The organism is Micromonospora craterilacus (genome assembly GCF_003236315.1).
GTDB lineage: Bacteria > Actinomycetota > Actinomycetes > Mycobacteriales > Micromonosporaceae > Micromonospora > Micromonospora craterilacus.
Genome location: NZ_POTY01000008.1, coordinates 34994 through 59705 on the forward strand (window position 1 = coordinate 34994; position 24712 = coordinate 59705).

Below are 24712 nucleotides of genomic sequence, written 5' to 3' on the forward strand. Positions count from 1 at the left end.
CGGAATCGCCGAGATGCACCTACTTCACGAAGCGTTGTCGAGGGCTCGAATGCTCCGGCCTCAGGCCGGTCGCACCACCACGAGCACTGAGGCAACCCGATCCGCCCGTACCGTCGCGATGGCCGGCCGTGCCCGGTCGGCCCGCGAGTTGGGCGCTCTGTAGGACGAAACACCGAGAACGGCGGGCGGGGGGGGGGGGGACGGGGCGCCCCCGCCCGCCGTTTTCACGTGGAGCGCGAGAGCGTCGCCGACGGGTGGGCCGCGGGTCAGCCGACCGGCGCGAAGCCGGGCAGCCAGCGTTCCAGGATGCCGCGGTAGGGGGCCTTGGCCTCCAGTTGGCACAGCACGCCGATCGACCCGAGCGTCACCCGGTGGATGAGCAGGTACGACGGCGGCAGGTTGAGCTGCCGGCTGAACTGGTACGCCGGTGACCGCGGGCTCGCCAGTCGGGTCGCCTCGCCGCGCAGCCAGGCCCGGGTGAACCGGAACTCGTCGGCGGCGATCGGTTCCAGCATCGGGCGCAGGAAGTCGAGCAGCGCGCCGGCCTCGATCGGCTCGCCGGAGCTGACAAAACCCTCGGCCCGCAGGCCGGCCACCACCTCGTCGGCGTCGCCGCGCAGGGCCAGCCCGGCGATCCGGCCGATCGGTTCCGGCGTTCCCTCCGGCATCCGGGCCACCGCGCCGAAGTCGATCACGCCGAGCCGGCCGTCGGGCAGCAGCCGGAAGTTGCCCGGGTGCGGATCGGCGTGCAGCAGCCCGGCCCGGGCCGGCGCGGACAGGTGGAGGGTGGCCATCAACCGGCCCGCCTCGTTCCGCTGCTGCTCGGTGCCGGCCCGGATGATGTCGGCCAGCGGAGTGCCCTCGACCCATTCGGTGATCAGGACTCGCGGCGAGGCGTGGAACACCGCTGGTACGTAGATCTCCGAATCATCGGCGTATGCGGCGGCGAAGGCCCGCTGTGACTCCGCCTCCAGCTCGTAGTCCAGCTCCTCGGTGATCCTCTCCCGCAGCTCGGCCAGCAGCGGCTTGACGTCCAGCCCCGGCTGGATGGCCCGGAACATGCCGCCCAGCCGGGAGAGCTGCTTGAGGTCGGCGAGCAGGGCGTCGCCGGCGCCCGGATACTGGATCTTGACGGCCACGTCCCGGCTGTCGCCGTCCGGCATCCGCCACACCGCACGGTGTACCTGGCCGATGCTGGCCGCGGCGGCCGGCGAGTCGTCGAAGCTCACGAACCGGTCCCGCCAGCCGGGGCCCAGCTGGTCGGCCAGGACCTTGTGCACGCTCGCCGCCGGCAGCGGCGGCGCGGCCTCCTGAAGCTTGGTCAGGGCCTGCCGGTAGGGCGCGGCGATCTCCTCCGGCAGGGCCGCCTCGAAGACCGACAGCGCCTGGCCGAACTTCATCGCCCCGCCCTTGAGCTGGCCGAGGACGCTGAACAACTGCTCGGCGGTGCGCTGCTGGATCTCCGCCGAGATCACGTCGGAGGCCAGCCCGGTGACGCGCTTTCCCATGCCGAGGACGGTCCGGCCGGCGAAGCCGAGCGGCAGAGCGGCGAGCTTGGCGGTCCGGGACACGGCCCGGCGCGGGATGTCGGTCACTTGGTCATTGTTACCGAACCAGCGTGCCCAATGCTGCCGTGCGGCCGGGCTGGCCGCCGGCACCACAGCCACAGCGGGGGTGCGGCGGCCAGTGGCGGCGCCGGACGTTGCCTGCCGCCACTACCTCGATCGCCCCGTTGAGGGTCTCCGGAGTGCCGCCGTCCAGCTGGCCGAGCGCCTCGGCCACGGCGTACGCGGTGGCCGCCAGGAGGGTGCTCGTGGCGCAGGGCGGAACGGCCGTGCCGCTGGCGAGCTGGGCGGCGAGCGCCGGCCAGTCGGGATCCCGGTCGGCGCGGTGCAGGTCGAGGCAGCGCAGGCAGGGGCCGACCGGCGGGCGGACCAGCGGCCCGATCACCGGGACGCCCTCCCGGACGTCGACCAGCAGGTGTGGTTGCCGCCGTTGGGTGTAACCGGCGGCCAGCAGCGCGGCCGGCCGGTCGGTGCCGAGCTGGATCACCAGGTCGGGCCGGTGTCGGCGAAGCGGGCCGGTGCCGGTGCCGGGTGCCGCCCGCGCCACGGCCGCCCGGACCGCCTGGTCGAGCGGGCGGCCGATCTCGCCGGCCGCGATGCCGGCGCCGACGAGGTCGACCGGGCGGACCGGCCCGGGCAGCTCGGGATGGACGTGACCGACACCGGCCTGGGCCAGGGCGACGGCGATGACGGCGCCGAGCGGGCCGGCGCCGGTGAGCGTCACCCGGGCGGCCAGGCGGCGCCGGAGGACCTGGGCCGGGGTCCCCGGAAGCCGGGGGGCGGCGAGCGCCAGCGCGTCGGCCTCCGCGGCGAGCCGGGCCCGGCGGGGGCCGGCGAGGTCCCGGGGCAGGAGCGTGTGCGCCGGTACCACCAGGCCGGCGGTACGCAGGGCGTCGAGCAGGGCCTGGGCGTGCTCCGGACGGACGCCCGTCCCGGTCACCCCGGTCAGCACCTGCCGCTCGCTGCGGGTGCCGTCGAGCAGGTCGAGCAGCCGGGCGGCCCGCGGGTCGGCCACCTCGACCAGGACGGCCCGCTCCTGACCGAGCCCGAGCTGAAGGGTGTGCCGGTCGCGCCAGAGCTGGCTGAGCCCGGGCAGCAGGGTGGGGCGGGGGGACGGCGGGCGCTTCGTCGACAGCTGCATGGGCACGAATAGTGACCGCTTCCCTGCTGTCCGTCGATCGTTGTCCACAGGTGGGCAGCTTCAGATCCAGGGCTGTCCACAGGATTCGGCGAGATATCCACAACCGGCGGGTAACTGGGTCGGCCGCCGGACAGTGAGCGGAAGAACGCGAACGGGGGTGGCCACCGGCCACCCCCGTTCGCCGTACGGGTACGTCAGACCTTCGCCTTGCCCAGGATGCGGTTCACTGTTGTGCCGCACACCGGACACTTGCCCTTGGCCATGTTCATGCCGGTCTTCGAGACCTCGACGCGGCCCTCGAAGTCCCGCTTCTCCTTGCACTTGACGCAGTAACCGTTGTAGGTCTGGGCCTGGTCGGCCACGGTGTGCCTCCTCGTCTCGTCCGCCGGTCGATACCGGTCCGGCGGGTTCCCGGCGGCCGGCCGCGTGCGGCGCCCGGCGCTGGGTCTCTTCCCGCGGCCACCCACGTGACCACTGGTTGGCGGACCCTACCCAGGTGTGGGCGGTTCCATGTCAGCTGCGCGTTGCCACTGTGAGCAAGGCGACGTCGAGAGTGTGCACGGCGAATTGGGCCAGATCAGTCAGTTTGGCGGGGACACGCCGACCGGGGGCCCGCAAATTCGCTGGTAGCGCCCCGCAAACCAGGGGTCGGACCGGGGTCGGACCCCGGTGGGCGGCCCGCTCCAATGATCATCTACCGTAGGTCGGCGCTGCCGGTGTGACACCTCGTCGGCCACCACGAAGGGTGATCGTTGCGGGTCGCGCCGGTCCGGCAAGAAAATTTTCGGGACTCCTGGCGACCAATCCCCATTTTCCGGACGCGTGTCGGTGGGTTGACTCTTGCGGACCCCTGGTCACAACGCATTAGCTTGCCAACGTGACAGCAAACCGAGGCTGCGCGGTCCACTGATGGCTGGGGCGCGGAAGCCGGTCGTCGAGGTACGGCGCAGCCAGCGCCGGCGACGGACGGTGTCCGCCTACCGCGACGGTGAACGGGTCGTCGTCCTCATCCCGGACCAGTTCTCCCGGGCCGAGGAGAGCGAATGGGTCGACCGGATGCTCGCCCGGCTCGCCGCCCGGGAGGGGCGGCTGACCCGCTCCGACGGGGAACTGCTGGCCCGGGCCGGCCGGCTGATCGGGCTCTACCTGTCCGAGTACGGCGACCAGGCCCTGCCGACCAGCGTCCGGTGGGTGAGCAACCAGAACGGCCGGTGGGGCTCCTGCACCCCGGCGGACCGCTCGATCCGACTGTCGCACCGGATCCAGGACATGCCGGACTGGGTGATCGACTACGTCCTGCTGCACGAACTCGCCCATCTCATCGTGCCCAGTCACAACGCCGAGTTCTGGGCCCTGGTCGGCCGGTACCCGAAAACCGAACGCGCCCGGGGCTACCTGGAGGGCGTGGCGGCCGTGTCCGGCACGCCCTGAGCGACACCGTCGCAGCGGCGGTGGGTGACCGGGTCTCGCCGACGACACCCGGCAGCGGTGGGCTCCCCGCCCGGTGTGCCGGGATCGGGGCTCGCGGCCGGGCGTAGGGTCGGGGAATGGCCCGACGTGTGGTGGTGGCGCTGCTCGCGCCGGTCGCCTGGGCGCCGCCCGGCGCCGACCCGGTGGACTGGCGTACGGCACTCGCCGAGGACGTGGTGGATCTGCTCGCCTTGCTCAACGAGGTGGACACCGCGGTGGCGGTCACCCCGGCGGACCGGTGGCTGGCCGACGCGGTGATCTGGCCGGGTACGACCGTGTACGAGGTGCCCGAGCCGACCCCGAACGCCGTGTTCGCCGCACTGACCGGGCACCGCGGGCTGGGCGGTGCGCGGAGCGGCACGGGCAGCGGGCCGGGCGGGGTGGACGGTCACTACGAGCAGGCGGCGGTGGTCGCGGGAGACGCACCCGACCTGCCCGGACTCACCGTCGGCAAGCTGCTGCGCCCGCTGACCAGCCGGCCGGTGGCGATCGCGCCGGTCGAGGGCGGTCTCCCGGGGGTGCTGGGCGTGGCCGCCCGGCTGCCCGTACCGCCGTGGCTGCCGCCGGTGGACCTGGACGCCACGGTGCCCGCGGCCGTGCGCGCGGCGGCGCCCCGCCCGGGTGACCTGGCGGTGACGCCGTCCTGGCACCGGCTGCGTGGCCCGGCGGACCTGGCCCGGCTCGACCCGGCCCTGAGCGGCTGGGAGAACACCCGCGCACTGCTCTCCGGCGCCGGCCGGGCGGGCAGGGCATGATCGTGCTCGATCCCTGATCGAGCGTGATCTTCACCCGAGCACCGGCCTTGACCGGCCGAGGAGGGCGGGCGGCCGGCGTGGGGTGCGGGCGGTCAGGAGCGGTTCTCGCCGCCTTCGGTGTCGTCGCGGCGGTCCGTCTCGCCCGGTGCCTTCTCCTCCGGCCCGCCCGGGGCGGAGAAGTCGAAGTTCTCCAGCTCGGACATCAGGTCGAGATCGGCCATGGCGAAGGCCACCGGGTCGGCGAAGTCGTCGTCGGAGGGCAGCAGGTCGGGGTGGCCCCACAGCGCGTCCCGGCCGGCGATGCCCCGGTGCTCGGTGAGTGCCGCCCAGAGCGCGGCGGCCTCGCGCAGCCGGCGGGGCCGCAGCTCCAACCCGACCAGCGCGGCGAAGGTCTGCTCGGCCGGCCCGCCGGCCGCCCGGCGCCGGCGGAACGCCTCGCCCAGCGCCACCACGTTCGGCAGCCGGCCAGCGGCGGCACCGTCCACCACGTGGCAGACCCAACCCTCCACCAGGGCGAGGGCGGTCTCCAGCCGGGCCAGCGACGCCTTCTGCGCCGGGCTGTCCTCCGGAGTGAAGATGCCCTCCAGGGCGATCGCCTGCATCGACTCCGGGTCGGTCGGATCGACCCGGCCCATCGCCTCCTCGATCGCCTCCCGGTTGACCCGGATGCCGGCGGCGTACGTCTCCACGGCGTTCAGCACGTGCCCGCGCAGCCACGGCACATGCTCGAACAGCCGCTGGTGCGCGGCCTCACGCAGGGCCACGTAGAGGCGCACCTCGTCCTCGGGCAGCTCCAGCCCCGCGCCGTAGCTGCGGATGTTGGCCGGGATCAGCGCGGCCGTCCCGGCCGGGCCGAGCGGCAGGCCGATGTCGCCGGCGGAGAGCACCTCCGCGGCGAGCGAGCCGAGCGCCTGGCCGAGCTGACCGCCGAAGAGCGCGCCGCCGAGGGTGGCCACCATCGACTGCATCGGGCCGAGCTGGGCCCGGGCCTCCGGCGGCACCAGGTCACCCATCGCGCCGACCATCCGGCTGGCCACCGGGTCGCACAGCTTGCGCCAGACGTCAAGCGTCTTGAAGATCCACTCATTGCGGTTCCAGGCCACCGCCGTCCGGATGCCCGAGGGCAGGGCGGAGGCCGGCTCCAGCCACAGGTCGGCGATGCGCAGCGCCTCCTCGACCGCGTTGCGCTCGTACGGCGAGACCGCCGGGTCGCCCGCCGCGGCGAGCTGGCTGGCCGCCACCTGGCGGGCCAGGTCCCAGTTGACCGGCCCGCTCCCCGGCGCGGAGAGCAGGTGCTGCAACTGCGACATGAACTGCTGCATCTGCGCGGGGTCGTTGGGGTCGGGCGGCTGCCCACCCGGAAGCGCGAAACCGAACGGAATATCAGGCACGACCTCTACGGTACGCGCGCCGCCATAATTCAGCCTCCACGCCGCTGGACGGCGCTCCGGACGGGCCGCCGCTGCCGCTGTTGCGCTGAGGGCGAAGTCTGTCGTCGTGCCGGCCGAGCGCCGTTATCCGGCTCGGTACGCTCTGCCGCATGAGACGTCGCGGCGTGACCGTCCTTCTCGGTGCTCTGCTCACCGCTCTGCTCAGCATCGGAGTGCTCGGCGCGCCCGTCCCGTACGTGGTACTCGGTCCCGGTCCGACCGTCGACACCCTCGGGCAGGAGGACGGCAAGGAGGTGATCCAGGTCACCGGCCGGGAGACCTCCACCTCCGCCGGCCAACTGCGGCTGACCACCGTGGGTGTGCAGCCCAGCGTCAAGCTGCGCTCGGCCATCCAGGGCTGGCTCTCCGAGGACCAGGCGGTGGTGCCGCGCGAGCTGGTCTACCCGCCGGGAGAGAGCCAGCAGGAGGTCGAACAGCGCAACGCCGAGGACTTCCAGGTGTCGCAGACCAGCGCGGAGACCGCCGCGCTGCGGGAACTGGGGTACGAGGTGCAGGTCGTGGTCAAGACGGTGGCCGCCGACGGCCCGGCGGCCGGCGTGCTCCGCCCGGGCGACGTGGTGACCTCGGTGGACGGCGAACCGGTGCCTCTGGCCTCCCGGCTGACCGACCTGATCAGGGCGAAGCCCGCGGGCACGGCGCTGCGGATCGGCTACACCCGCGACGGGGTGGCCCGCACCGACACGATCACCAGTCAGGAACAGGACGGTCGGCCCCGCATCGGCATCGAGATCGAGCAGCAGCAGCCGCACCCGTTCACCCTCGCCATCGACCTGAAGGACATCGGCGGCCCCAGCGCGGGCCTGATGTTCGCGCTGGGCATCATCGACAAGCTGACCCCGGAGGACCTCACCGGCGGCCGGGTCATCGCGGGCACCGGCACCATCGACGACTCGGGTCGGGTCGGCCCGATCGGTGGCATCCCGCAGAAACTGGTCGGGGCGAAGCAGGCCGGCGCGAAGGTCTTCCTGGTGCCGGCGGCCAACTGCGCGGAGGCGGTGCGCAACCGGCAGCCGGACCTGCCACTGGTGAAGGTGGGTTCGCTCGACGAGGCGCTGGCCGCCCTGGAGACGCTGCGGTCCGGGGGCCAGCCGACCCACTGCTGACCCGCACCGCAGCCGTCCGGACACCCCGCCGAGGGCACGCGCGGCCAGGGCCGGCGAGCGGGCCGTACGGTCGGGTCGCGACCCGGTGCACGAGGTGCGCCGCGACCTTGCGCCGACGCATTCAGGAACACCCCGTACTCTGGGTGCCTGGTCGGAGCCGATCATATCGAGCGTGCGGAGCCAACAGTGGTCATGCGTAGCAGCAGCCCCCTGCCGAGGATGAGCCGACGCGGACGCGTCACAATCGGTGTCCTGATCGGGGTGTTCGTCCTGTTCACCCTGCTCGGCTGGGGGGTGCAGGCCTGGACGGACTGGCTCTGGTTCTCCGAGGTCGACTACACCGAGGTGTTCCGCGGGGTGATCGTCACCCGGCTGCTGCTCTTCCTGGCCGCCGGTCTGGCGATGGGGGCGATCGTCGGCGGCAATCTATGGCTCGCCCAACGACTACGCCCCCGGCACCGGCCGCACTCGCCGGAGCAGGCCACTCTGGAGCGCTACCGGATGCTGCTCGGCCCCCGGCTCGGGCTGTGGATCACGGCGGCCGCCGCGATCGTCGGCCTCTTCGCCGGTCTGTCGGCGCAGAGCCGCTGGAACCAGTGGCTGCTCTTCCGTAACGGCGGAGACTTCGGCATCGTCGACCCGGAGTTCGGCGTCGACGTCGGCTTCTACGTCTTCCAGTTGCCGTTCTGGCGGTTCCTGCTCGGGCTCGGCTTCACCGCGGTGGTGCTGGCGCTGATCGGCTCGCTGGCCGTGCACTACCTCTTCGGCGGGGTGCGCCTACAGGGCGTGGGTGACCGGATGAGCAACGCCGCCCGGGGCCACCTGAGCACGCTGGTAGCGGTCTTCGTCCTGCTCAAGGCGGTCGCGTACGTGCTCGACCGGCGGTCGATGCTGCTGGAGTACAACGACGGCGTGGGTGTCTACGGCGCCGGGTACGCGGACATCAACGCGCTGCTGCCGGCGAAGGAGATCCTGGCCTACATCTCCGTGGTGGTGGCGATCGCGATCATCGTGTTCTCCAACGCCTGGATGCGGAACCTGGTCTGGCCGGGCATCTCGCTGGCGCTGCTCGGCGTGTCCGCGGTGGCGATCGGCGGCATCTACCCCTGGGCGGTGCAGACCTTCGAGGTCAAGCCCAGCGCCCGGGACAAGGAAGCGCGGTACATCGAGCGCAGCATCGAGGCCACCCGCGCGTCGTTCGGGCTGGACATCGCCCAGAATTCGGCGTATGCGGCCAACAACCTGACCCCGTCGGAGAGCCTGGCCACCGACACCTCCGTGGTACCGAACGCCCGACTGCTCGACCCGCAGCTGGTCAGCGAGACGTACACCCAGCTCCAGCAGGTCCGTGGCTTCTACGACTTCGGCCCGAAGCTCGACATCGACCGGTACACGGTCAACGGCAAGACCCAGGACTACGTGGTCGGCGTACGCGAGATCAACTACGGCGAGCTGACCGCCCAGCAGAGCAACTGGATCAACCGGCACACCGTCTACACCCACGGGTACGGGGTGGTGGCCGCCCCCGCCAACCAGGTGGTCTGCGGTGGTCAGCCGTTCTTCGTCTCCGGCTTCCTCGGTGAGCGGGCGCAGGAGTCCTGCTCCTCGCCCACCGACCAGATCCCGGCGAGCCAGCCCCGGATCTACTACGGCGAGCGGATGCAGGACGGCGACTACGCCATCGTCGGCAAGCCCAACCCGGACGCCAACCCGGCGGAGTTCGACCGGCCGGCCGGTGAGAGCGGCGAGGGACAGTCGTACTACACCTACACCGGCGAGGGCGGCGTCGACATCGGGTCGTTCAGCCGGCGGCTGCTCTATGCGATCAAGGAGCAGGAGGCGAACTTCCTGCTCTCCGAGGCGGTCAACGAGAACTCCAAGCTGCTCTACGTACGTAACCCCCGCGACCGGGTCGAGAAGGTCGCGCCGTTCCTCACCCTGGACGGCGACCCGTACCCGGCGGTGGTGGACGGCCGGGTCCAGTGGATCGTGGACGGCTACACCACCGCCGCCACCTTCCCGTACGCCGAGCGGGTCAACCTCCAGCAGGAGACCACCGACGAGCTGACCGGCCGGGGCACGATCCAGCTGGCCCGGGAGAACGTCAACTACATCCGCAACTCGGTCAAGGCGACCGTCGACGCGTACGACGGCACGGTCACCCTCTACGAGTTCGACGACAACGACCCGGTGCTCAAGGCGTGGAACAAGGCGTTCGGCGGTGACCTGATCAAGCCGCGGGCCGAGATCCCGCCGTCGCTGGCCGACCACTTCCGCTACCCGGCCGACCTGTTCAAGGTGCAGCGCAACCTGCTGATCCGGTTCCACGTCACCAACCCCGGCGACTTCTACTCCGGTCAGGACTTCTGGCAGGTGCCGAACGTGCCGGACGCGCCGGACAGCGGGGTCAAGCAGCCGCCGTACTACCTCTACACCCAGTTCCCCGGGCAGGAGGCGCCGCGCTTCCAGCTGACCAGCGCGGTCACCCCGAACGGCCGGCAGAACCTGGCCGCGCTGATCTCCGGGTCGTACGAGGACGGCAAGCCGACGTTGCAGGTGCTGGAGTTGCCCGACCAGACCCGGGTCTCCGGCCCGGTGCAGGTGCACCAGCAGATGACCAACAACGCCAACATCCGGCAGCAGCTGAACCTGCTCTCCTCGAACCAGGCCCAGGTGCAGTACGGCAACCTGCTCTCGCTGCCGTTCAACAACGGGATGCTCTACGTGGAGCCGGTCTACGTGAAGAGCAACCAGACGGACGCGTACCCGCTGCTGCAGAAGGTGCTGCTCTCCTACGGCGACGGTGGTTCCTTCGTGGTGCTGGCCGACAACCCGGCCGACGGCATCAAGCAGCTCGTCGAGCAGGGCAAGCGGGCGGCGGCCGGCAACCCACCGCCGACCGGAGGTGAGGAGCCGCCGGGCGACGGCGGGGAGCCGTCGGCCACGCCATCGGCCACCCCGTCGGCCACCCCGACGCCGGGCCAGGCACCGCCGCTCACCGGCGAGTTGGGGGCCGCTGCCGACCGGGTCCAGGCCGCGATCAGCGAGGTGCGGGCCGCGCAGGCGTCCGGCGACTTCGAGCGGTACGGCCGTGCGTTGAAGGCGCTGGACGAGGCGCTGACCGCGTTCCAGCAGGCTCAGCAGGCAGCCGGTGGGAACAACGCGCCGAACAACCCGGCGCCGTCACCAGGCGGCTGATGACCGACCGGTCAGGGCCCGCAGCCCGGCGATCCTCGATCGCCGCTGCGGGCCCTGACCGTTTCTGGGCCGGGTTCTGGGTCGAGGCAGGTTTCGGGGCGCGACGGGCCAGGTTGTCCGGCCCCACCGGGCAGGGGGCGACGGCGCGGCATGGGGCGTTCCGTGGGTCGTTTTGCGGTGGCCCGGGTTGGTGCGCTACGGTGGTTCTAGCGACGCGGGGTGGAGCAGCTCGGTAGCTCGCTGGGCTCATAACCCAGAGGTCGCAGGTTCAAATCCTGTCCCCGCTACTGCCAGACAGTGGCCCCGGATTCGTTCCGGGGCCATTGCTCTTTTCCGGCCCGGTGCACCGGCGCGGTGCACCGGCCGTTGCGAGGTCCGGCTCTGCCGGATCGGCGGACCGAGGGCTGCCGTGTGCCAGGGACCGTGCCGCTGACACGAATCCCGTTCCCCGGTTGCGGTTGCGCGTCTCGGCAAGGATGGGCCCATGTCTTCCTTCGGCAAGTGGTGGGGGCGGCTCGGCACGCTCCTGGGCACAGTCGTGCTGTCGGTGTTCGTCCCGGTCGCCGCGTGGGCCTCGACCGGCACCGGGGAACTGGTCGTCGAGGCCGCCCGGCGGCGAGGGCGCGGCTTCGGGTTCTTCGGCTTCCTGAGCCTGCTCTGCTGCCTGGCCGTGGTGGCCGTGATCGTGGTGCTGGTGTTCCGGCTGACCCGCGGCCGTCGGCGTTAAGAAGGGGCCCGTGCTCTACCCCAGGCGTTAACAAGGGGCGCCCTTCCTTCGCGGTCGGCCGCGCTAGGTCCCCAGCGGGCGCAGGAACTTCGCGTGATGTACTTGTGGCCGTGGAACTTCTGCACTCGGGCAAGGTGAGGGACGTCTACGCCGACGGCGACGACCTGTTCCTGGTCGCCTCGGACCGCATCTCCGTCTACGACGTGGTGCTGCCGACCCCGATCCCGGACAAGGGCAAGCTGCTCACCGCGCTGTCGCTGTGGTGGTTCGAGCAACTGGCCGACCTGGTGCCCAACCACGTCATCTCGGCCACCGACGTGCCGGCGGAGTTCGCCGGCCGGGCGATCCGCTGTCGCCGGCTGGAGATGATCCCCGTCGAGTGCGTCGCCCGGGGCTTCCTCACCGGCGGCGGCCTGAAGGAGTACGAGAGCACCGGCGCCGTCTCCGGCGTGGAGCTGCCGCGGGGCCTGGGCGAGGCGTCCATCCTGCCCGAGCCGATCTTCACCCCGTCGACCAAGGCGCCGATGGGGGAGCACGACGAGCCGATGACCTTCGTCGAGGTGGTCGACAAGGTCGGCGCGGAAACCGCCGAACGGCTCCGGCAGCTGACCATCGACGTGTACTGCCGCGGCGCCGAACTGGCCGCCGAGCGGGGCATCCTGGTCGCCGACACCAAGATCGAGCTGGGCTGGACGGCGGACGGCAACCTGGTCCTCGGCGACGAGCTGCTCACCCCGGACTCGTCCCGGTTCTGGCCGGCCGAGTCCTACCAGCCGGGCCGTGCGCAGTTCTCCTACGACAAGCAGTACGTGCGGGACTGGGCGGCCGAGAGCGGCTGGGACAAGCAGAGCCCGGCGCCCGAGGTGCCCGCCGAGGTGGTCGACGCCACCCGCGCCCGCTACGTGGACGTCTACGAGAAGCTCACCGGCAACCGCTGGGAATGATCCCGCGCCGGGTCTCAGTCCTGGCGGTGGCGGCCGATGTGTTGCTGGGTGGGGACGGTCGCGGCGGTGATGCGTACCGTGGTGCCGGCCGGGCCGGTCTCGACGTCCATCGCGTCGGTCAGCTCGCGGGCCAGCCAGAGGCCCCAACCGCCGGCCGTGTCGGGGGCCGGGCGGCGGCGATCGTCGAGGCGCTGCACGCTGATGCCCTGACCGTGGTCGGAGACCTCGCATAGCACCTGTCCGGGCTCCTCCCACAGGCGCAGCCAGCCCCGACCCCCGCCGTGCCGCACCGCGTTGGTGATCAGCTCGTTGATGGCGAGCACGAAGTCGTCCAGGCGCTCGTCGCGTAGCCCGGCGGCGCGCGCGCAGGAGGTGACCGAGTGGCGAAGCTCGGTCACCTGGGCCTGGTCGAAGGCGTCGGCGATCAGGAGGGCATGTTCGATGGGCACCACCGTACGCGGTGTGCAGGGTTCTCCGTTCGTCATGGGCCCGTCCCGACAGGAGATCGCAGAGGTTTACGCGGCATTTACCACCGTACGGCAGGGTTCATTGGAGCGCATTGGCTGAGGGGCGCTCGCGCGGGCTGTGGCATCGTGACGCACGTGCCCGCGCCCGGTGGTTTCGAGGTCCCGCTCTGGCGGGCCGTCGCGGTGTACCGGGTGGCCTCCCTGGCGTACGTGGTCGTGGTGGTGGTCCGCGACGCGGACCGGTACGCCCACCCGCTCGTCGCCGGTGCCCTGGTGCTGGTGATGGCGGCCTGGACCGCCGTCACCGCGGTCGGCTACGCCGCCCCGGCCCGGCGCGGCTGGCCGCTGCTCCTGGCCGATCTCGGGGTGGTCGTGGCGATCCTGCTGGTCACCCCGTGGGTGATGGGCCGGGCCGCGCTCGCCGCCGGGCTGCCGACCCTGACGGTGGCCTGGTTGGGCGGCCCGGTGCTGGCCTGGGCGGTGTCCGGCGGGCGGCGGCGCGGCGCGGTCGCCGCGCTGGTGCTCGGCGCGACCGATCTGGCGACCCGGGGCATGGCCACCCCCACCGCCATCAACGGCGCAATTCTCATGCTGCTCGCCGGGGTGGTGGTCGGACACGTGGCGCGGCTGTCGGTGACCGCCGGGGAACGGTTGCAGCGGGCCGTGGAACTGGAGGCCGCCACCCGGGAACGGGAGCGGCTGGCCCGCGACATCCACGACTCGGTGCTCCAGGTGCTCGCGCTGGTGCAGCGGCGCGGCGTGCGGCTCGACGGCGAGGCGGGCGAGCTGGCCCGGCTGGCCGGCGAGCAGGAGGCGGCGCTGCGGGCGCTGATCTCCGGCACCGGTCCGCTGCCCGCCGGCCCCACCGACGCGCCGGTGGACCTGCGGGCGCTGCTCGGCCGGTACGCCTCGGCCACCGTCTCGCTGTCCGCCCCGGCCAGCCCGGTGCCGCTGGCCCCGACGGTGGCCCGCGAGCTGGCCGCCGCCGTCGGGGCGGCACTGGACAACGCGGCCCGGCACGGCGGCGGACGCGCCTGGGTGCTGGTCGAGGACGAGGGCGCGACGGTCACCGTGTCGATCCGGGACGAGGGTCCGGGCTTCGCGCCGGACCGGCTCGCCGAAGCCGTCGCCCAGGGCCGGCTGGGCGTGGCCCAGGCGATCCGGGGTCGGGTGGCCGACCTCGGCGGGACCGCTCGGATCGGCTCCGCCCCCGGTGCCGGCACCGAGGTCGAACTCACCGTGCCGAGGAGGGAACCGTGAGCGGCGTACGCGTGATGGTCGTCGACGACCACCCGATGTGGCGGGAAGGGGTGGCCCGCGACCTCGCCGAGGCCGGTCATCAGGTGGTGGCCAGCTGCGGCGAGGGGCGCCAGGCGATCCGGGTGGTCGCCGCGGCGCGTCCCGACGTGGTGGTGCTCGACCTGCAACTGCCGGACATCTCCGGGGTGGAGGTGATCCGTGGGCTGCGCGCGGCCCGGCCCGAGGTACGGGTGCTCATGCTCTCCGCCAGCGGCGAGCAGCAGGGTGTGCTGGACGCGGTGAAGGCGGGCGCCACAGGCTACCTGCTCAAGTCCGCCGCGCTGGCGGAGTTCCTGGACGCGGTACGCCGCGCCGCCGCCGGGGAGCCGGTTTTCACGCCCGGACTGGCCGGGCTGGTGCTCGGCGAGTACCGCCGGCTGGCCGCCGCCCGGGAACAGGCGCCGGCCGGCACCGAGGACGCGGCACCCCGGCTCACCGAACGGGAGACCGAGGTGCTGCGACTGGTGGCCAAGGGGATGTCCTACCGACAGATCGCCGAACGGCTCGGGCTGTCCCACCGGACGGTGCAGAACCACGTGCAGAACACGCTCGGCAAGCTCCAGCTGCACAACCGCGTCGAACTCACCCGGTACGCGATCGAACGCGGCCTCGACGGTTGAGCTTCGGCGGTTGAGTTAGACCGAGTGCGGCGGGCGGGTTTCGTGCACGGCCAGTTCCTCGGCGCTGGCCCCGCCGCCGGCGGCACCCGCGTCGTACGCGATCGAATCGGTCTCCTGGTCGGTGTGCGTCCCCTCGTCCGGCTCGACCAGCCGGCCCACCGTGGCGTCCGCGACGCTGCCCAGCCGGTCGTGGTCGTAGAGCGAGACCGGAGAGTGCGGGTCGGAGGTGGGGCCCGGATCGATCACGTCGGCGTCGAACTGCGCCTGCGCCGCCTGCTCCCGGCTGTCCGCCTCGGCCGCGATGTCCGGGTCGACCGGCCCGGCCAGCGGGTCGTCGACCGGAAGTTCGAACTGCTCCCGGCCGAGCTTGTAGTCCACCGACTCGCCGTCGAGCTGCTCATCGGCGGTGGTACCGAACTCGTCGACGGCCACCGGCGTACGGTCGCCGGGCAGCTGGGCGGGGGCCGGGCCGTCCGCCTCCCGACCGGTCAGCACGTCGTCCCCGGCCGTCGAGTCGTCGTCGGCGGTGTCGGGCAGGCCGTCGGCCTCGGGATCGGACACCGGGCTCGGGTACTCGTCCTCGCGCATGACAGACCACTACCCGCTGCCCTCCCGCCATAACCGGTGCCGCCCGCCCCGATCGTGACGCCGGGAACAGGTGGGGCTGCTCCGCCACCCCGGTGAGCGGCCGACTGCCAGGTTTCGGCTCCTGGGGCCCTGGTTAATGGGACGCTCTGACCGGAGGACCACCGAATCAACCGCATGGAGGTGACCCATGCGCGTCGGCCTCGTCTGCGCCCACGCCGCTGCGCCGCCGTCCGACGACGGTACCGTCGTCGGCACCTACCAGCACATCGCGCGAGTGGCCGCCGAGCTGGCCGGGCGAGGTCACGACGTCCGGGTGTACGCCCGCCGGGACGACCCGGAGGCGGCCGACAGCACCGACGTCGACGGCTACCGGGTGGAGCGGGCAACCGTCGGTCCGGTCGCGCCGATACCCACCGCCGAGCTGGTGCCGTACGTGGCCGAGTTCGGCCAGTGGCTGGCCGACCGGTGGGCGGGCGACTGGACGCCGGAGGTCGTGCACGGTCACTACTGGGTCGGCGGGCTGGCCGCCGCGCACGCCGTCCGGGAGACCGACATCCCGGTGGTGCAGACGTTCCACTCGATCGGCATGGAGCAGCTGCGTCACCTCGGCCCGCAGTACGACGGGCCCGGCACCCGCATCCCGCTGGAACGGGCGTTGACCAGGGCGGTGGACATGGCGGTCGCCCAGTGCAACGACGAGGTGGACGAGCTGACCCGGATGGGCCTGCAACGCAGCTCGGTCGCGATGGTCCCGACCGGCGTGGACACCGAGCGGTTCCATCCCGACGGCGAGGCCGCCCCGCGCGACCGGCGGCCCCGGATCCTCTCCGTCGGTGGGCTCTCCCGTGGCCATGGCCAGGACGACCTGATCCGCGCGATGCGCCTGGTCGGCGACGCGGAGCTGGTGATCGCCGGAGGGCCGCCGGCCGAGCGGCTGGCCAACCACGCCGAGGCCCGCCGGCTACGCGAGCTGGCCGAGCGCATCGGAGTGGGCGAACAGGTGCACCTGGTGGGCGCGGTGCCGCACGACCAGATGGCCACCTGGTACCGCTCGGCCGACGTGGTCGCCTGCACACCGCACTACTCCTCGGCGGGCCGGGTGTCGCTGGAGGCGATGGCCTGCGGTGTCCCGGTGGTCGGCTACGCCATGGGCGGTATCGCCGACGCGGTGGTCGACGAGGTCACCGGCAAGCTGGTGCCACCGGGCGACGTACGCACCCTCGGGATGACGCTGCGTCGACTGCTCACCGACAACGCGGGCCGCTTCGCGTACGGGCACGCCGCGGTGGACCGGGTCCGGTGCAGCTACACCTGGGAACGGACCGCGGGTGCCCTGGAGCGGCTCTACGAGCGGGTGGTCGGTCGGCGTAAGCCGGTCGAGGCAGCCTGAGGCAGTTGACCGCCCGCGCCACCGGTGGCGTGCGCGACCTCACACCCGGGCCCCCGGGGCTGTGGCCCGATCAGCTGCGGAGCGGTGCCGACCATGGCCCGGGTCGTTTCCCGGGCGACGGCATGGTGGTGCTGTGGTTCGGCGTACCGGGTGAGGCCGATCACCGAGGCGAGCGTGACCAGGAAGCCGATTCCGGCCAGCCACTCCCGGCCCGGCCAGATCTTGTCGTTGAGCAGCAGCAGGCCGACGATCGCGGCGGGCACCGCGCCGGCGGCGTCCATGGCGGCCACCGCCGCCGTGGTGGAACCGCGCTGCATCGCCAGCCCGAGCAGCAGCTGGCCGACGACGGAGTGGCCGACGAGCAGGTAGAGCAGCGGGTCGGCGAGGAACGCGTCCCAGCTCGACGCGGAGGCCAGCGGCCGGGCGGCCACCGCGGCGGCGGAGAAGGCCAGCCCGGCGAGTGCGCCGAGCGCCACCGAGCCGGGCGCGCCGTGCAGCCGGACCGCGAAGAAGCCCAGCACCGCGATCACCGCGAGGGTCGCCAGCAGGACGATCATCCCCGCGGTGCCGAGCTGTTTCGACGGTGCCGGCCGCGCGGAGAGCACCAGCGCGGTGATCCCGGCGAAGAGCAGCAGCAGCAGCGCGACCTCGGCCACCGGCAGCCGCCACTTCAGCACCAGTACGCCGAGGATGGCGGTGACGCCCAGCCCGGCGGCCACGCTCGCCTGCACCAGGAACAGCGGCAGGTCCCGTCGGGCCAGGAAGGCCAGCACGAACCCGCCCACCTGGCAGACCAGCCCGACCAGGTAGGTGCGGTGCCCGGCCAGGCGGAGCAGCAACCCGGGGTCGAAGGTGTGGTGCACGGTGGTGCGGGCGGCGGCGACCGACTGCAACAGGTTGGCGACACCGTACGCGACGATCATCGCCGCCAGGAAACACCAACCCGAGGTAGCCACCTGGCGAGGATAGAGGCTACCCGGCGTCAGCGCGCGGCCGGCTGACCGAGCCGGTGGAGGATGTCGGGATGCAGCACGCCGTTGCTGGCGACGGCGCTGTTCTCGGCCCCAGCGGGGGCGGGACGGCCGGCCAGGTCGGTGAACGTGCCACCGGCCTCGGTCACGATCGGTACCAGTGCGGCCACGTCCCAGAGCGACAATTCGGGTTCGATCATCACGTCCAGCGCGCCCTCGGCCAACAGCATGTAACCGTAGAAGTCGCCGTAGGCCCGGCTGCGCCAGGTGTCCCGCATCAGCTGGAGCACCGGCTCCAGCCGGCCGGCGTCCTCCCAGCCGCCCAGCGAGGAGTAGCAGAGGCTCGCGTCGGCCAGCTCCGTCACCCCGGAGACCCGGATCGGCTCGCCCCGGGACGCGTCCGGGCCGGCGTACGCCCCGGTGCCGCGCGCCGCCCACCAGCGGCGGCCCAGCGCCGGCGCGGAGACCAGCCCGGCGACCGGCCGGCCGTCCTCCAGCAGCGCGATCAGGGTGGCCCAGATCGGCACCCCCCGGACGAAGTTCTTGGTGCCGTCGATCGGGTCCACCACCCACTGCCGCGTGCCGGCCGCCGGTGTCGCGCCGTACTCCTCGCCGAGCAGGCCGTCGTCCGGCCGGTGCTCGGCCAGCAGGGCGCGGATCGCACGTTCCACCGCGGTGTCCGCGTCGGAGACCGGGGTCAGGTCGGGCTTCGACTCGACCCGCAAGTCGAGCGCGCGGAACCGGGCCGCCGAGATCGCGTCGGCGGCGTCGGCGAGCCGGTGGGCGAGGGCGAGGTCGTCGGCGTACCCGGTCATGCCGGACACCGTAGCGACGCCGGTGCCGGCCCGACGCCGCGGGCCGGCCGGCGGTGCGGGCCGAGGCCGGGGGCCGGCGGTGCGGTGCGGGCGGGTCGGCTCACTCCGGGCGTCCGCGCGGGTCGGCCTCGCCGCGCGGGTCGGTCTCGCCGGCCCGGGAGGCCAGCAAGCGGCGGTACGAGGCCAGCCGGCGCGGGTCCGCCCGGCCCTGCGTGACCCAGGCGTCCAGCGCGCAGTCGGTCTCGTCGGGGGTGTGCGGGCAGTTCGCCGGACAGTCGACGGTGGCCTCGACCAGGTCCGGGAAGCCGTGCAGCAGGCTCTCGGCCGAGACGTGTGCCAGCCCGAAGCTGCGTACGCCGGGGGTGTCCACGATCCAGCCCGGATCGTCCTGCGCGCCGGGCAGGGCGGGCAGCCGCAGCGCGACCGCGCTGGTCGAGGTGTGCCGGCCCCGGCCGATCGCGCTGACCGTGCCGACCGCCCGGTCGGCCTCCGGAACCAGGCGGTTGACCAGCGTCGACTTGCCGACGCCGGAGTGCCCGACGAGCACCGAGAGCCGCCCGGCGAGCAGGCTGCGCAGGGCGTCCAGCGCCGAGTCCGGCCGGATGAGCACGTACGGCAGCTCCAGCTCGGTGTAGTAGTCGAGCACCGCCTCCGGGCCGGCCAGGTCGGCCTTGGTCAGGCAGAGCAGCGGCTCGATGTCCGCGTCGTACGCGGCCACCAGGCAGCGGTCGATGAACCCGGTGCGCGGCGGCGGGTCGGCCAGCGCGCTGACGATCACCAACTGGTCGGCGTTGGCGACCACCACCCGTTCCAGCCGCCCCTCGGCGGTGCTGGCATCGTCTTCGGCGGTGCGCCGCAGCACGGACCGACGCGGCTCGATCCGGACGATCCGGGCCAGCGCCCCGGGCGCCCCCGAGGTGTCGCCGACCAGGCCGACCCGATCGCCGACCACCACGGACTTGCGCCCCAGCTCGCGGGCGCGCATCGCGGTGACGGTGCGGACGTCCGGTCCGGCTCCGGCCAGCACGCAGGTGTACCGTCCCCGGTCCACCGCGATGACGAAGCCGTCCCTCGCGTCGGCGTGCTGGGGCCGGGTGCGGGTACGCGGACGCGAGGACTTCCCGGGCCGGACCCGGACGTCGTCCTCGTCGTACTCCCGCCGCCTGGTCGCCAGGGCCGCCCCTTCCGCTCGCTCAGCTCTTGCCGGTCACCATCGCCGACCATAGTGCCGGGAACTCGGGCATGGTCTTCGAGGTGCACGCCACGTCATCCAACTCGATGCCGGGCACGGCGAGACCGGCCACCGCCGCCGCGTGCGCCATCCGGTGGTCGTGGTAGGTGCGGAACACCCCGCCGCGCAGCGGCCGGGGCCGGATCTCCAGGCCGTCGGGCGACTCGGTGACGTCCGCGCCCAGCGCGGTGAACTCGTGGGTCAGCGCGGCCAGCCGGTCGGTCTCGTGCCCACGGATGTGACCGACCCCGGTGAACACCGAGGGGGAGTCGGCCAGCATCGCCAGCGCGGTCAGCGCCGGGGTCAGCTCGCTGACGTCCGACAGGTCGGCGTGCAGGCCGCGTACCGTCCCGGTGCCCCGCACGGTGAGCCCCTCGGTGGTGAGCGTGACCTCGGCACCCATCTGTTGCAGCAGCGAGCGGAGCCGCTCCACCGGCTGGGCGCTGCCGCGCGGCGGCCAGCCCTGCAGGGTCACCTCACCGCCGGTGACCAGGGCGGCGGCGAAGAACGGCACCGCGCCGGAAAGGTCCGGCTCGATCTCCCAGCCGCGCCCGGTCAGCGGGCCCGGCTCGACCACCCAGACGTCGGGGGTGCTGTCGTCGACCGCCGCACCGGCGGCCCGCAGCATCTGCACGGTCATCCGCAGGTGGGGCGCGGAGGGCACGGGCGGGCCGACGTGCCGGACCACCACACCGCGGTCGAAGCGGGGCGCGGCCAGCAGCAGCCCCGAGACCAGCTGGCTGGAGGCGGAGGCGTCGATCACCACCTCGCCGCCGGTGACCCGACCGGCGCCCTGGACCACCAGCGGCAGGCTGCCGGGCCCGGTGGTGTCGATGCGTACCCCGAGCGAGCGCAGCGCCTCGATCAGCGGCCCGAGCGGCCGGGTGCGGGCGTGCGGGTCGCCGTCGAGGGTGACCTGCCCCTCGGCCAGCCCCGCCACCGGGGGTACGAAGCGCATGATCGTGCCGGCGAGCCCCACGTCGACGTGCGCCGGGCCGACCAGCCGGTGCGGGCGCACCAGCCAGCGCTCGTCGTCGGCGATCGACACGTGTGCGCCCATCGCCCGCAGCCCCGCGGCCATGAGTTCGGTGTCCCGGGCGCGCAGCGGTTTGGCCAGCGTCGAGGGGCCGGTGGCCAACGCACTGAGCACCAGGGCCCGGTTGGTCATCGACTTGGAGCCGGGCAGGCGCAGCGACGCCGTCACCGGATCGCTGGCCGTCGGTGCGGTCCACGGCTGTAGCGGCCGGGTCGCGGTCAGGTTCCCCACAGCTACATTCTGCCGTGTCCGGGCGGTGAGTGGCCGATGCCGTCGAGGCCACTCCCGGTGGACGGGACAGCCGGACGGCCGGCGGCGCGCTAGCGTGTGCGGCATGTGCGGGAGGTACGCCACGACCCGGAGCGCCGGTGACCTGAGCGGCCTGTTCGAGTCCGCCGACGAGACCGGCGGCCGGCTCGTCGCCGACCACAACGTCGCGCCGACCGACCCGGTGCCGCTGGTGCGGGTGAGCTCCGAAGGGCACCGCGCGCTCTCGCTCGGCCGCTGGGGGCTGGTGCCCGGGTGGTCCCGGTCGCCGGGCGGTGCCGCCCGCATGATCAACGCCCGGGCCGAGACGGTCGCCACCAGCCGGGCGTACGCCCCCGCCTTCGCGCGCCGCCGGTGCCTGGTTCCCGCCGACGGCTGGTACGAGTGGGTCCGCCAACCGGGCGGGGCGAAGCAGCCGTTCTACATGACTCCGCTGGACGGCTCGGTGCTCGCCTTCGCCGGCATCTGGTCGGTCTGGGACGGTCCCGCCGGCCCGTTGTTGACCTTCAGCGTGGTGACCACCGACGCGCTCGGCGAGCTGGCCGAGGTCCACGACCGGATGCCGCTGCTGCTGCCGCCCGACCGGTGGGCGACCTGGCTGGGCGCGGCCGGTGATCCGGCCGAGCTGCTCGCCCCGCCCCCGCTCGACTGGCTCGCCGGCCTGGAGGTCCGACCGGTGGGGCCGGCAGTGGGTGACGTCCGCAACGACGGCCCGGAGCTGACCGCCCGGGTGCCGCTGGCACCGCGCGCCGAGCCGGAAGGCATGATGCTGTTCTGATTACGCGCTGCACATTGTCGGGAGTGATTTGCCGCGGTTGCGGGTGAAAGTTCACTTGTATGTTTTGCCAACTTCCCGGCAGAGTCTTGTCCCCGCGTGGGCAAGTGCGATACAACACAGCGCCGGTGGTGGGTGTCGTTCGCACAAGGTGAACGACGCTCATCGATATTGCTGGTCCCACGGGGGAGGTGGGTGGATGACACGGGCGCGTATGCCCCGTCCGCACGAGGTGGCCGCCGCGCGGCGTGATCCGCGACTGCTGCGAGCGCTGCACGAACGGCGACAGGACGAAGCCTGGCGTACCAGAGGCACTTGCCAGAGTGTCGACCCGGAGACGTTCTTTCCGGCGCCGAACGAACCGGCCGACGCGGCGGTGGCGCTCTGCCGCAGCTGCGACGTGCAGGGTTCCTGCCTGGCCTGGGCGTTGGAGGTCGGCGACTGTCACGGCGTGTGGGGTGGCACCACTCCACGCGAGCGACGGGCGATGCTGGTGGCCTGGCGGGGCGAGGTGCAACCCGATCCGGACGCCGCCAGCGAGGCGGGTCCTCCGGTGCGCGACCGACTGCTCACCCTGGTGCCGCTGAGCTGACCACCATCCGGTGACCTGACCGTCGGCGGCAGTCGCCTTCGGCGGGATGTATGGGTGGCGGGCCGCAGAATGGTGGCGTGCCGCACGACGACATCATCGGGACTCCGCGCGGTCCGGCGCGGGTCGATCTCGACACACCGGTCGGCCCGGCCCGGGCGCTGCTGGCCTTGGGGCATGGCGCGGGCGGCGGAGTTGACGCCCCCGACCTGCTGGCGCTCCGCGACGGCGCGGTGGCCGCCGGGCTGGTCGTGGCCCGGGTGACCCAGCCGTACCGGGTCGCCGGCCGGCGTGCGCCGGCACCCGCCGGGCACCTCGACGAGGCGTGGAGCACCGTGCTGGCCGTGCTGCGGGACCGCTGTCCGGGCCTGCCGGTGGTGGTGGGCGGCCGGTCCAGCGGGGCACGGGTGGCCTGCCGTACCGCGACCGCCGTGGCCGCCGCCGGGGTGGTGGCGCTCGCCTTTCCGCTGCACCCACCCGGGCGGCCGGAGCGCAGCCGGGCCGGGGAACTGGCGACCGGCGTACCGACCCTGGTGGTCAACGGCGACCGGGACCCGTTCGGCCTGCCGGAACCGGGGCCGGCGGTGCAGGTGGTGGTCCGTCCGGGAGAGCGGCACGACCTGCGCGGTGACCCGGCCGGCACGGCCGCCCTGGTGCTCGGCTGGCTGCGCGAGCATGGCTGGGCGCGGGACTGAGCCCTTCGCCCCCCGGGCGACACGCCGTACCGGCGTCGGGTCGGCCGGGCGTGCGGCGCTGGCGCGTGTCCGCGGGCCGCGCCGGGTCGTTGCACTCGATGATGTCGGCGGCCCGCTCCGGGCGGCCGACATCGGGCTCCCAGGCCCTTCCTGGTCCCGGCCTCGGGTGTACCCCGTGGCCGGGACCAGGAACGGGGGCGGCAGGAATGTCCCGGCCCACCAGAGGTGTTGAACCCCTCGGACGACCACTGTGCGAGGGGGGACTGGTGCCGACCGAGATCCGGAACCGGGAACGCGACGAGCGGGAGGCTCGGCAGCTGAGGCAGCTGCTGACCGGCCCGGACTGGCCGGCGGCGGTGCCACCGGTCGAGGTGGCGACGGGCACACCCGTCGGAACCGAATCTTCTGGTAGGCCCGGACGCGTATCCTCGGCGAGGAAGCATCCGACCCGAGGGGATGTGCGGTTGACCACCGAGAAGACGGACGAGCGCAGGGCCCGGTTCGAGCGGGACGCAATGCCATTCGTCGATCAGCTGTACGCGGCCGGCCTGCGGATGACGCGTAACCCGGCGGATGCCGAGGACCTGGTCCAGGAGACCTACCTGAAGGCGTACGCCGCCTTCCACCAGTTCGAGCAGGGCACGAACCTGAAGGCCTGGCTGTACCGGATCCTGACCAACACCTACATCAACTCCTACCGCAAGCGGCAGCGCCAGCCGGTGCAGGCGCCGACCGACGAGATCACCGACTGGCAGCTCGCCGAGGCGGAGTCGCACACCTCCAGCGGGCTGCGTTCCGCGGAGACCGAGGCGCTCGACCGGCTGCCGGACAGTGACGTCAAGGAGGCCCTCCAGCAGCTGCCGGAGGAGTTCCGGCTGGCGGTCTACCTGACCGATGTCGAGGGCTTCTCCTACAAGGAGGTCGCCGACATCATGGGCACGCCGATCGGTACCGTGATGTCGCGGTTGCACCGCGGTCGTCGTAATCTGCGGAAGCTGCTTGAGGGCTACGCCGCGGAGCGCGGTTTCTCCGCCGCGCCGTCGGCCCGGAGTTCGGCTGCTGCCAGTGGCCGGGAGGTGTGACGTGAGCTGTGGTGACCCGCACGAGACGCATTGTCGTGAGGTTCTCGCCGAGGTCTACCTCTACCTCGACCTGGAGTGCGCGCAGGAGCGTCGTACGCTGATCCGCCTGCACCTCGACGAGTGCGGCCCGTGCCTGCGGGAGTACGGCATCGAGCAGGAGGTCAAGGCGCTGGTGGCCCGTTGCTGCGGCAACGAGTCCGCGCCGGACGAGCTGCGCGAGCGGCTGCGGGTACGGCTGAGCCAGCTGGTTGTCTTCGAGAGCACCGAGTCACGCGAACTGGCCGACTGAGCCGTTCGCCCATCCCGCACGGGGGCCGCCGCGACCTCCGTCTCCGACGGGATCCGTTCACGGCGACGCCGGTGGCCCGAGTCGGGCCACCGGCGTTCTGCTGACCGGGCCGTGGGCGCGCCACGGCCGGTCGGCCGCTCAGGAGTTGGGGCGCTTGCCGTGGTTGGCGGCGCTCTTCTTGCGGGCCTTCTTCTTACGGGCCTTCTTCGCCATGCTGACCTCCTCGTGATGGTCGGATCACCTG

At 73.0% G+C, this 24712-nt stretch carries 24 protein-coding genes, 1 tRNA gene and 2 pseudogenes; 16 read left to right on the forward strand and 11 right to left on the reverse strand.

Annotated features, from left to right (window positions below):
• Positions 1-266 precede the first annotated feature (266 nt).
• The 3 genes from C1I95_RS02995 to C1I95_RS35670 all read right to left on the reverse strand — a co-directional run bounded on the left by C1I95_RS02995 (position 267) and on the right by C1I95_RS35670 (position 3068).
• The gene (locus tag C1I95_RS02995; protein ID WP_111212227.1) at positions 267-1595 is read right to left on the reverse strand and encodes an ABC1 kinase family protein; all 1329 of its coding nucleotides are present in this window, start codon (positions 1593-1595) and stop codon (positions 267-269) included.
• A 10-nt stretch (positions 1596-1605) separates the two neighbouring features.
• Entirely contained in the window at positions 1606-2706 is a 1101-nt protein-coding gene (locus C1I95_RS03000) for a TOMM precursor leader peptide-binding protein (RefSeq protein WP_111212196.1), read from the reverse strand.
• Positions 2707-2900: 194 nt separating this feature from the next.
• Complete coding sequence (locus tag C1I95_RS35670) at positions 2901-3068, reverse strand: DUF5679 domain-containing protein (protein ID WP_012014940.1); 168 nt, start codon at positions 3066-3068, stop codon at positions 2901-2903.
• A 547-nt stretch (positions 3069-3615) separates the two neighbouring features.
• Here C1I95_RS35670 and C1I95_RS03005 point away from each other — a divergent pair.
• From C1I95_RS03005 to C1I95_RS37275, 3 genes and pseudogenes are all read left to right on the forward strand, one after another.
• On the forward strand, positions 3616-4137 hold the full coding sequence (locus C1I95_RS03005) for a M48 metallopeptidase family protein (protein ID WP_111212197.1): 522 nt from the start codon (positions 3616-3618) through the stop codon (positions 4135-4137).
• Between the two features lie 116 nt (positions 4138-4253).
• Positions 4254-4488: pseudogene (locus C1I95_RS37270) on the forward strand (hypothetical protein); the annotation flags it as partial.
• Positions 4489-4568: 80 nt separating this feature from the next.
• Positions 4569-4931 (forward strand): annotated as a pseudogene (locus C1I95_RS37275) (hypothetical protein); the annotation flags it as partial.
• 92 nt (positions 4932-5023) lie between these two features.
• Here the strand turns inward: C1I95_RS37275 and C1I95_RS03015 are convergent.
• On the reverse strand, positions 5024-6322 hold the full coding sequence (locus C1I95_RS03015) for a zinc-dependent metalloprotease (RefSeq protein WP_199523583.1): 1299 nt from the start codon (positions 6320-6322) through the stop codon (positions 5024-5026).
• A gap of 149 nt (positions 6323-6471) precedes the next feature.
• Here C1I95_RS03015 and C1I95_RS03020 point away from each other — a divergent pair, with 149 nt between their 5' ends.
• The 5 genes from C1I95_RS03020 (at position 6472) to C1I95_RS03040 (ending at position 12354) form a co-directional block, all read left to right on the forward strand.
• Entirely contained in the window at positions 6472-7485 is a 1014-nt protein-coding gene (locus C1I95_RS03020) for a YlbL family protein (RefSeq protein WP_111212200.1), read from the forward strand.
• Between the two features lie 192 nt (positions 7486-7677).
• Positions 7678-10683, forward strand: a complete 3006-nt coding sequence (locus C1I95_RS03025) for a UPF0182 family membrane protein (protein ID WP_199523584.1) — start codon at positions 7678-7680, stop codon at positions 10681-10683.
• Between the two features lie 213 nt (positions 10684-10896).
• A tRNA-Met gene (locus C1I95_RS03030) sits at positions 10897-10970 on the forward strand.
• Between the two features lie 197 nt (positions 10971-11167).
• A complete protein-coding gene (locus tag C1I95_RS03035; protein WP_111212202.1) occupies positions 11168-11410 on the forward strand; it encodes a hypothetical protein in 243 nt (80 codons plus the stop codon).
• A gap of 110 nt (positions 11411-11520) precedes the next feature.
• Positions 11521-12354: a phosphoribosylaminoimidazolesuccinocarboxamide synthase gene (locus C1I95_RS03040; RefSeq protein ID WP_111212228.1), complete on the forward strand. Its 834-nt coding sequence runs from the start codon at positions 11521-11523 to the stop codon at positions 12352-12354.
• A 14-nt stretch (positions 12355-12368) separates the two neighbouring features.
• On the opposite strand, the gene C1I95_RS03045 is transcribed toward C1I95_RS03040, so the two are convergent.
• Entirely contained in the window at positions 12369-12839 is a 471-nt protein-coding gene (locus tag C1I95_RS03045) for an ATP-binding protein (RefSeq protein WP_111212203.1), read from the reverse strand.
• Between the two features lie 117 nt (positions 12840-12956).
• On the opposite strand from C1I95_RS03045, the gene macS reads away from it, so the two are divergent.
• Together macS and C1I95_RS03055 are read left to right on the forward strand one after the other, a co-directional pair.
• The gene (gene macS, locus C1I95_RS03050) at positions 12957-14081 is read left to right on the forward strand and encodes a MacS family sensor histidine kinase (protein ID WP_199523586.1); all 1125 of its coding nucleotides are present in this window, start codon (positions 12957-12959) and stop codon (positions 14079-14081) included.
• Positions 14082-14095: 14 nt separating this feature from the next.
• Complete coding sequence (locus tag C1I95_RS03055; RefSeq protein ID WP_111212230.1) at positions 14096-14740, forward strand: response regulator; 645 nt, start codon at positions 14096-14098, stop codon at positions 14738-14740.
• A gap of 15 nt (positions 14741-14755) precedes the next feature.
• Here the strand turns inward: C1I95_RS03055 and C1I95_RS03060 are convergent, their stop codons facing one another.
• Positions 14756-15328, reverse strand: a complete 573-nt coding sequence (locus tag C1I95_RS03060) for a DUF5709 domain-containing protein (protein ID WP_111212204.1) — start codon at positions 15326-15328, stop codon at positions 14756-14758.
• Positions 15329-15515: 187 nt separating this feature from the next.
• Here C1I95_RS03060 and C1I95_RS03065 point away from each other — a divergent pair, with 187 nt between their 5' ends.
• Positions 15516-16718 carry a glycosyltransferase gene (locus C1I95_RS03065; protein ID WP_111212205.1) on the forward strand — a complete coding sequence of 401 codons (1203 nt, stop codon included), beginning with the start codon at positions 15516-15518 and terminating at the stop codon, positions 16716-16718.
• Here the strand turns inward: C1I95_RS03065 and C1I95_RS03070 are convergent.
• The 4 genes from C1I95_RS03070 to aroA form a co-directional block, all read right to left on the reverse strand.
• Positions 16673-17641 carry a DMT family transporter gene (locus C1I95_RS03070; RefSeq protein ID WP_199523587.1) on the reverse strand — a complete coding sequence of 323 codons (969 nt, stop codon included), beginning with the start codon at positions 17639-17641 and terminating at the stop codon, positions 16673-16675. The two genes, C1I95_RS03065 and C1I95_RS03070, sit on opposite strands and share 46 nt — an antisense overlap.
• A 59-nt stretch (positions 17642-17700) precedes the next feature.
• A complete protein-coding gene (gene hisN / locus C1I95_RS03075; RefSeq protein ID WP_111212207.1) occupies positions 17701-18504 on the reverse strand; it encodes a histidinol-phosphatase in 804 nt (267 codons plus the stop codon).
• Positions 18505-18604: 100 nt separating this feature from the next.
• The gene (rsgA, locus tag C1I95_RS03080) at positions 18605-19561 is read right to left on the reverse strand and encodes a ribosome small subunit-dependent GTPase A (RefSeq protein WP_111212208.1); all 957 of its coding nucleotides are present in this window, start codon (positions 19559-19561) and stop codon (positions 18605-18607) included.
• 136 nt (positions 19562-19697) lie between these two features.
• A complete protein-coding gene (aroA, locus tag C1I95_RS03085; RefSeq protein ID WP_111212209.1) occupies positions 19698-21002 on the reverse strand; it encodes a 3-phosphoshikimate 1-carboxyvinyltransferase in 1305 nt (434 codons plus the stop codon).
• 103 nt (positions 21003-21105) lie between these two features.
• Between aroA and C1I95_RS03090 the strand changes: the two genes are divergently transcribed.
• From C1I95_RS03090 to rsrA, 5 genes are all read left to right on the forward strand, one after another.
• Entirely contained in the window at positions 21106-21816 is a 711-nt protein-coding gene (locus C1I95_RS03090; protein WP_111212210.1) for an SOS response-associated peptidase, read from the forward strand.
• A gap of 196 nt (positions 21817-22012) precedes the next feature.
• Complete coding sequence (locus tag C1I95_RS03095; RefSeq protein ID WP_111212211.1) at positions 22013-22405, forward strand: WhiB family transcriptional regulator; 393 nt, start codon at positions 22013-22015, stop codon at positions 22403-22405.
• Between the two features lie 50 nt (positions 22406-22455).
• On the forward strand, positions 22456-23097 hold the full coding sequence (locus C1I95_RS03100; RefSeq protein WP_199523585.1) for an alpha/beta hydrolase family protein: 642 nt from the start codon (positions 22456-22458) through the stop codon (positions 23095-23097).
• A gap of 266 nt (positions 23098-23363) precedes the next feature.
• Positions 23364-24179 (forward strand): sigma-70 family RNA polymerase sigma factor, encoded by an 816-nt coding sequence (locus C1I95_RS03105; RefSeq protein ID WP_233513338.1) that lies wholly within the window; start codon positions 23364-23366, stop codon positions 24177-24179.
• Position 24180: 1 nt separating this feature from the next.
• Positions 24181-24468, forward strand: a complete 288-nt coding sequence (rsrA, locus tag C1I95_RS03110; protein ID WP_111212214.1) for a mycothiol system anti-sigma-R factor — start codon at positions 24181-24183, stop codon at positions 24466-24468.
• Positions 24469-24606: 138 nt separating this feature from the next.
• Here the strand turns inward: rsrA and C1I95_RS37280 are convergent, their stop codons facing one another.
• A complete protein-coding gene (locus C1I95_RS37280; protein WP_370461611.1) occupies positions 24607-24681 on the reverse strand; it encodes a 50S ribosomal protein bL37 in 75 nt (24 codons plus the stop codon).
• Positions 24682-24712: the final 31 nt, after the last annotated feature.

Bases quoted from the DNA above. Each gene is read 5' to 3' on its own strand.
- C1I95_RS03070 (WP_199523587.1), bottom strand. From the start codon at position 17,641: ATGATCGTCGCGTACGGTGTCGCCAACCTGTTGCAGTCGGTCGCCGCC.
- C1I95_RS03045 (WP_111212203.1), bottom strand. From the start codon at position 12,839: ATGACGAACGGAGAACCCTGCACACCGCGTACGGTGGTGCCCATCGAA.
- C1I95_RS03025 (WP_199523584.1), top strand. From the start codon at position 7,678: ATGCGTAGCAGCAGCCCCCTGCCGAGGATGAGCCGACGCGGACGCGTC.
- C1I95_RS03065 (WP_111212205.1), top strand. From the start codon at position 15,516: ATGCGCGTCGGCCTCGTCTGCGCCCACGCCGCTGCGCCGCCGTCCGAC.
- C1I95_RS03090 (WP_111212210.1), top strand. From the start codon at position 21,106: ATGTGCGGGAGGTACGCCACGACCCGGAGCGCCGGTGACCTGAGCGGC.
- C1I95_RS03100 (WP_199523585.1), top strand. From the start codon at position 22,456: ATGGGTGGCGGGCCGCAGAATGGTGGCGTGCCGCACGACGACATCATC.
- C1I95_RS03055 (WP_111212230.1), top strand. From the start codon at position 14,096: ATGGTCGTCGACGACCACCCGATGTGGCGGGAAGGGGTGGCCCGCGAC.
- C1I95_RS03035 (WP_111212202.1), top strand. From the start codon at position 11,168: ATGTCTTCCTTCGGCAAGTGGTGGGGGCGGCTCGGCACGCTCCTGGGC.
- C1I95_RS03060 (WP_111212204.1), bottom strand. From the start codon at position 15,328: ATGCGCGAGGACGAGTACCCGAGCCCGGTGTCCGATCCCGAGGCCGAC.
- C1I95_RS03095 (WP_111212211.1), top strand. From the start codon at position 22,013: ATGACACGGGCGCGTATGCCCCGTCCGCACGAGGTGGCCGCCGCGCGG.
- C1I95_RS03020 (WP_111212200.1), top strand. From the start codon at position 6,472: ATGAGACGTCGCGGCGTGACCGTCCTTCTCGGTGCTCTGCTCACCGCT.
- C1I95_RS03000 (WP_111212196.1), bottom strand. From the start codon at position 2,706: ATGCAGCTGTCGACGAAGCGCCCGCCGTCCCCCCGCCCCACCCTGCTG.
- C1I95_RS03005 (WP_111212197.1), top strand. From the start codon at position 3,616: ATGGCTGGGGCGCGGAAGCCGGTCGTCGAGGTACGGCGCAGCCAGCGC.
- hisN (WP_111212207.1), bottom strand. From the start codon at position 18,504: ATGACCGGGTACGCCGACGACCTCGCCCTCGCCCACCGGCTCGCCGAC.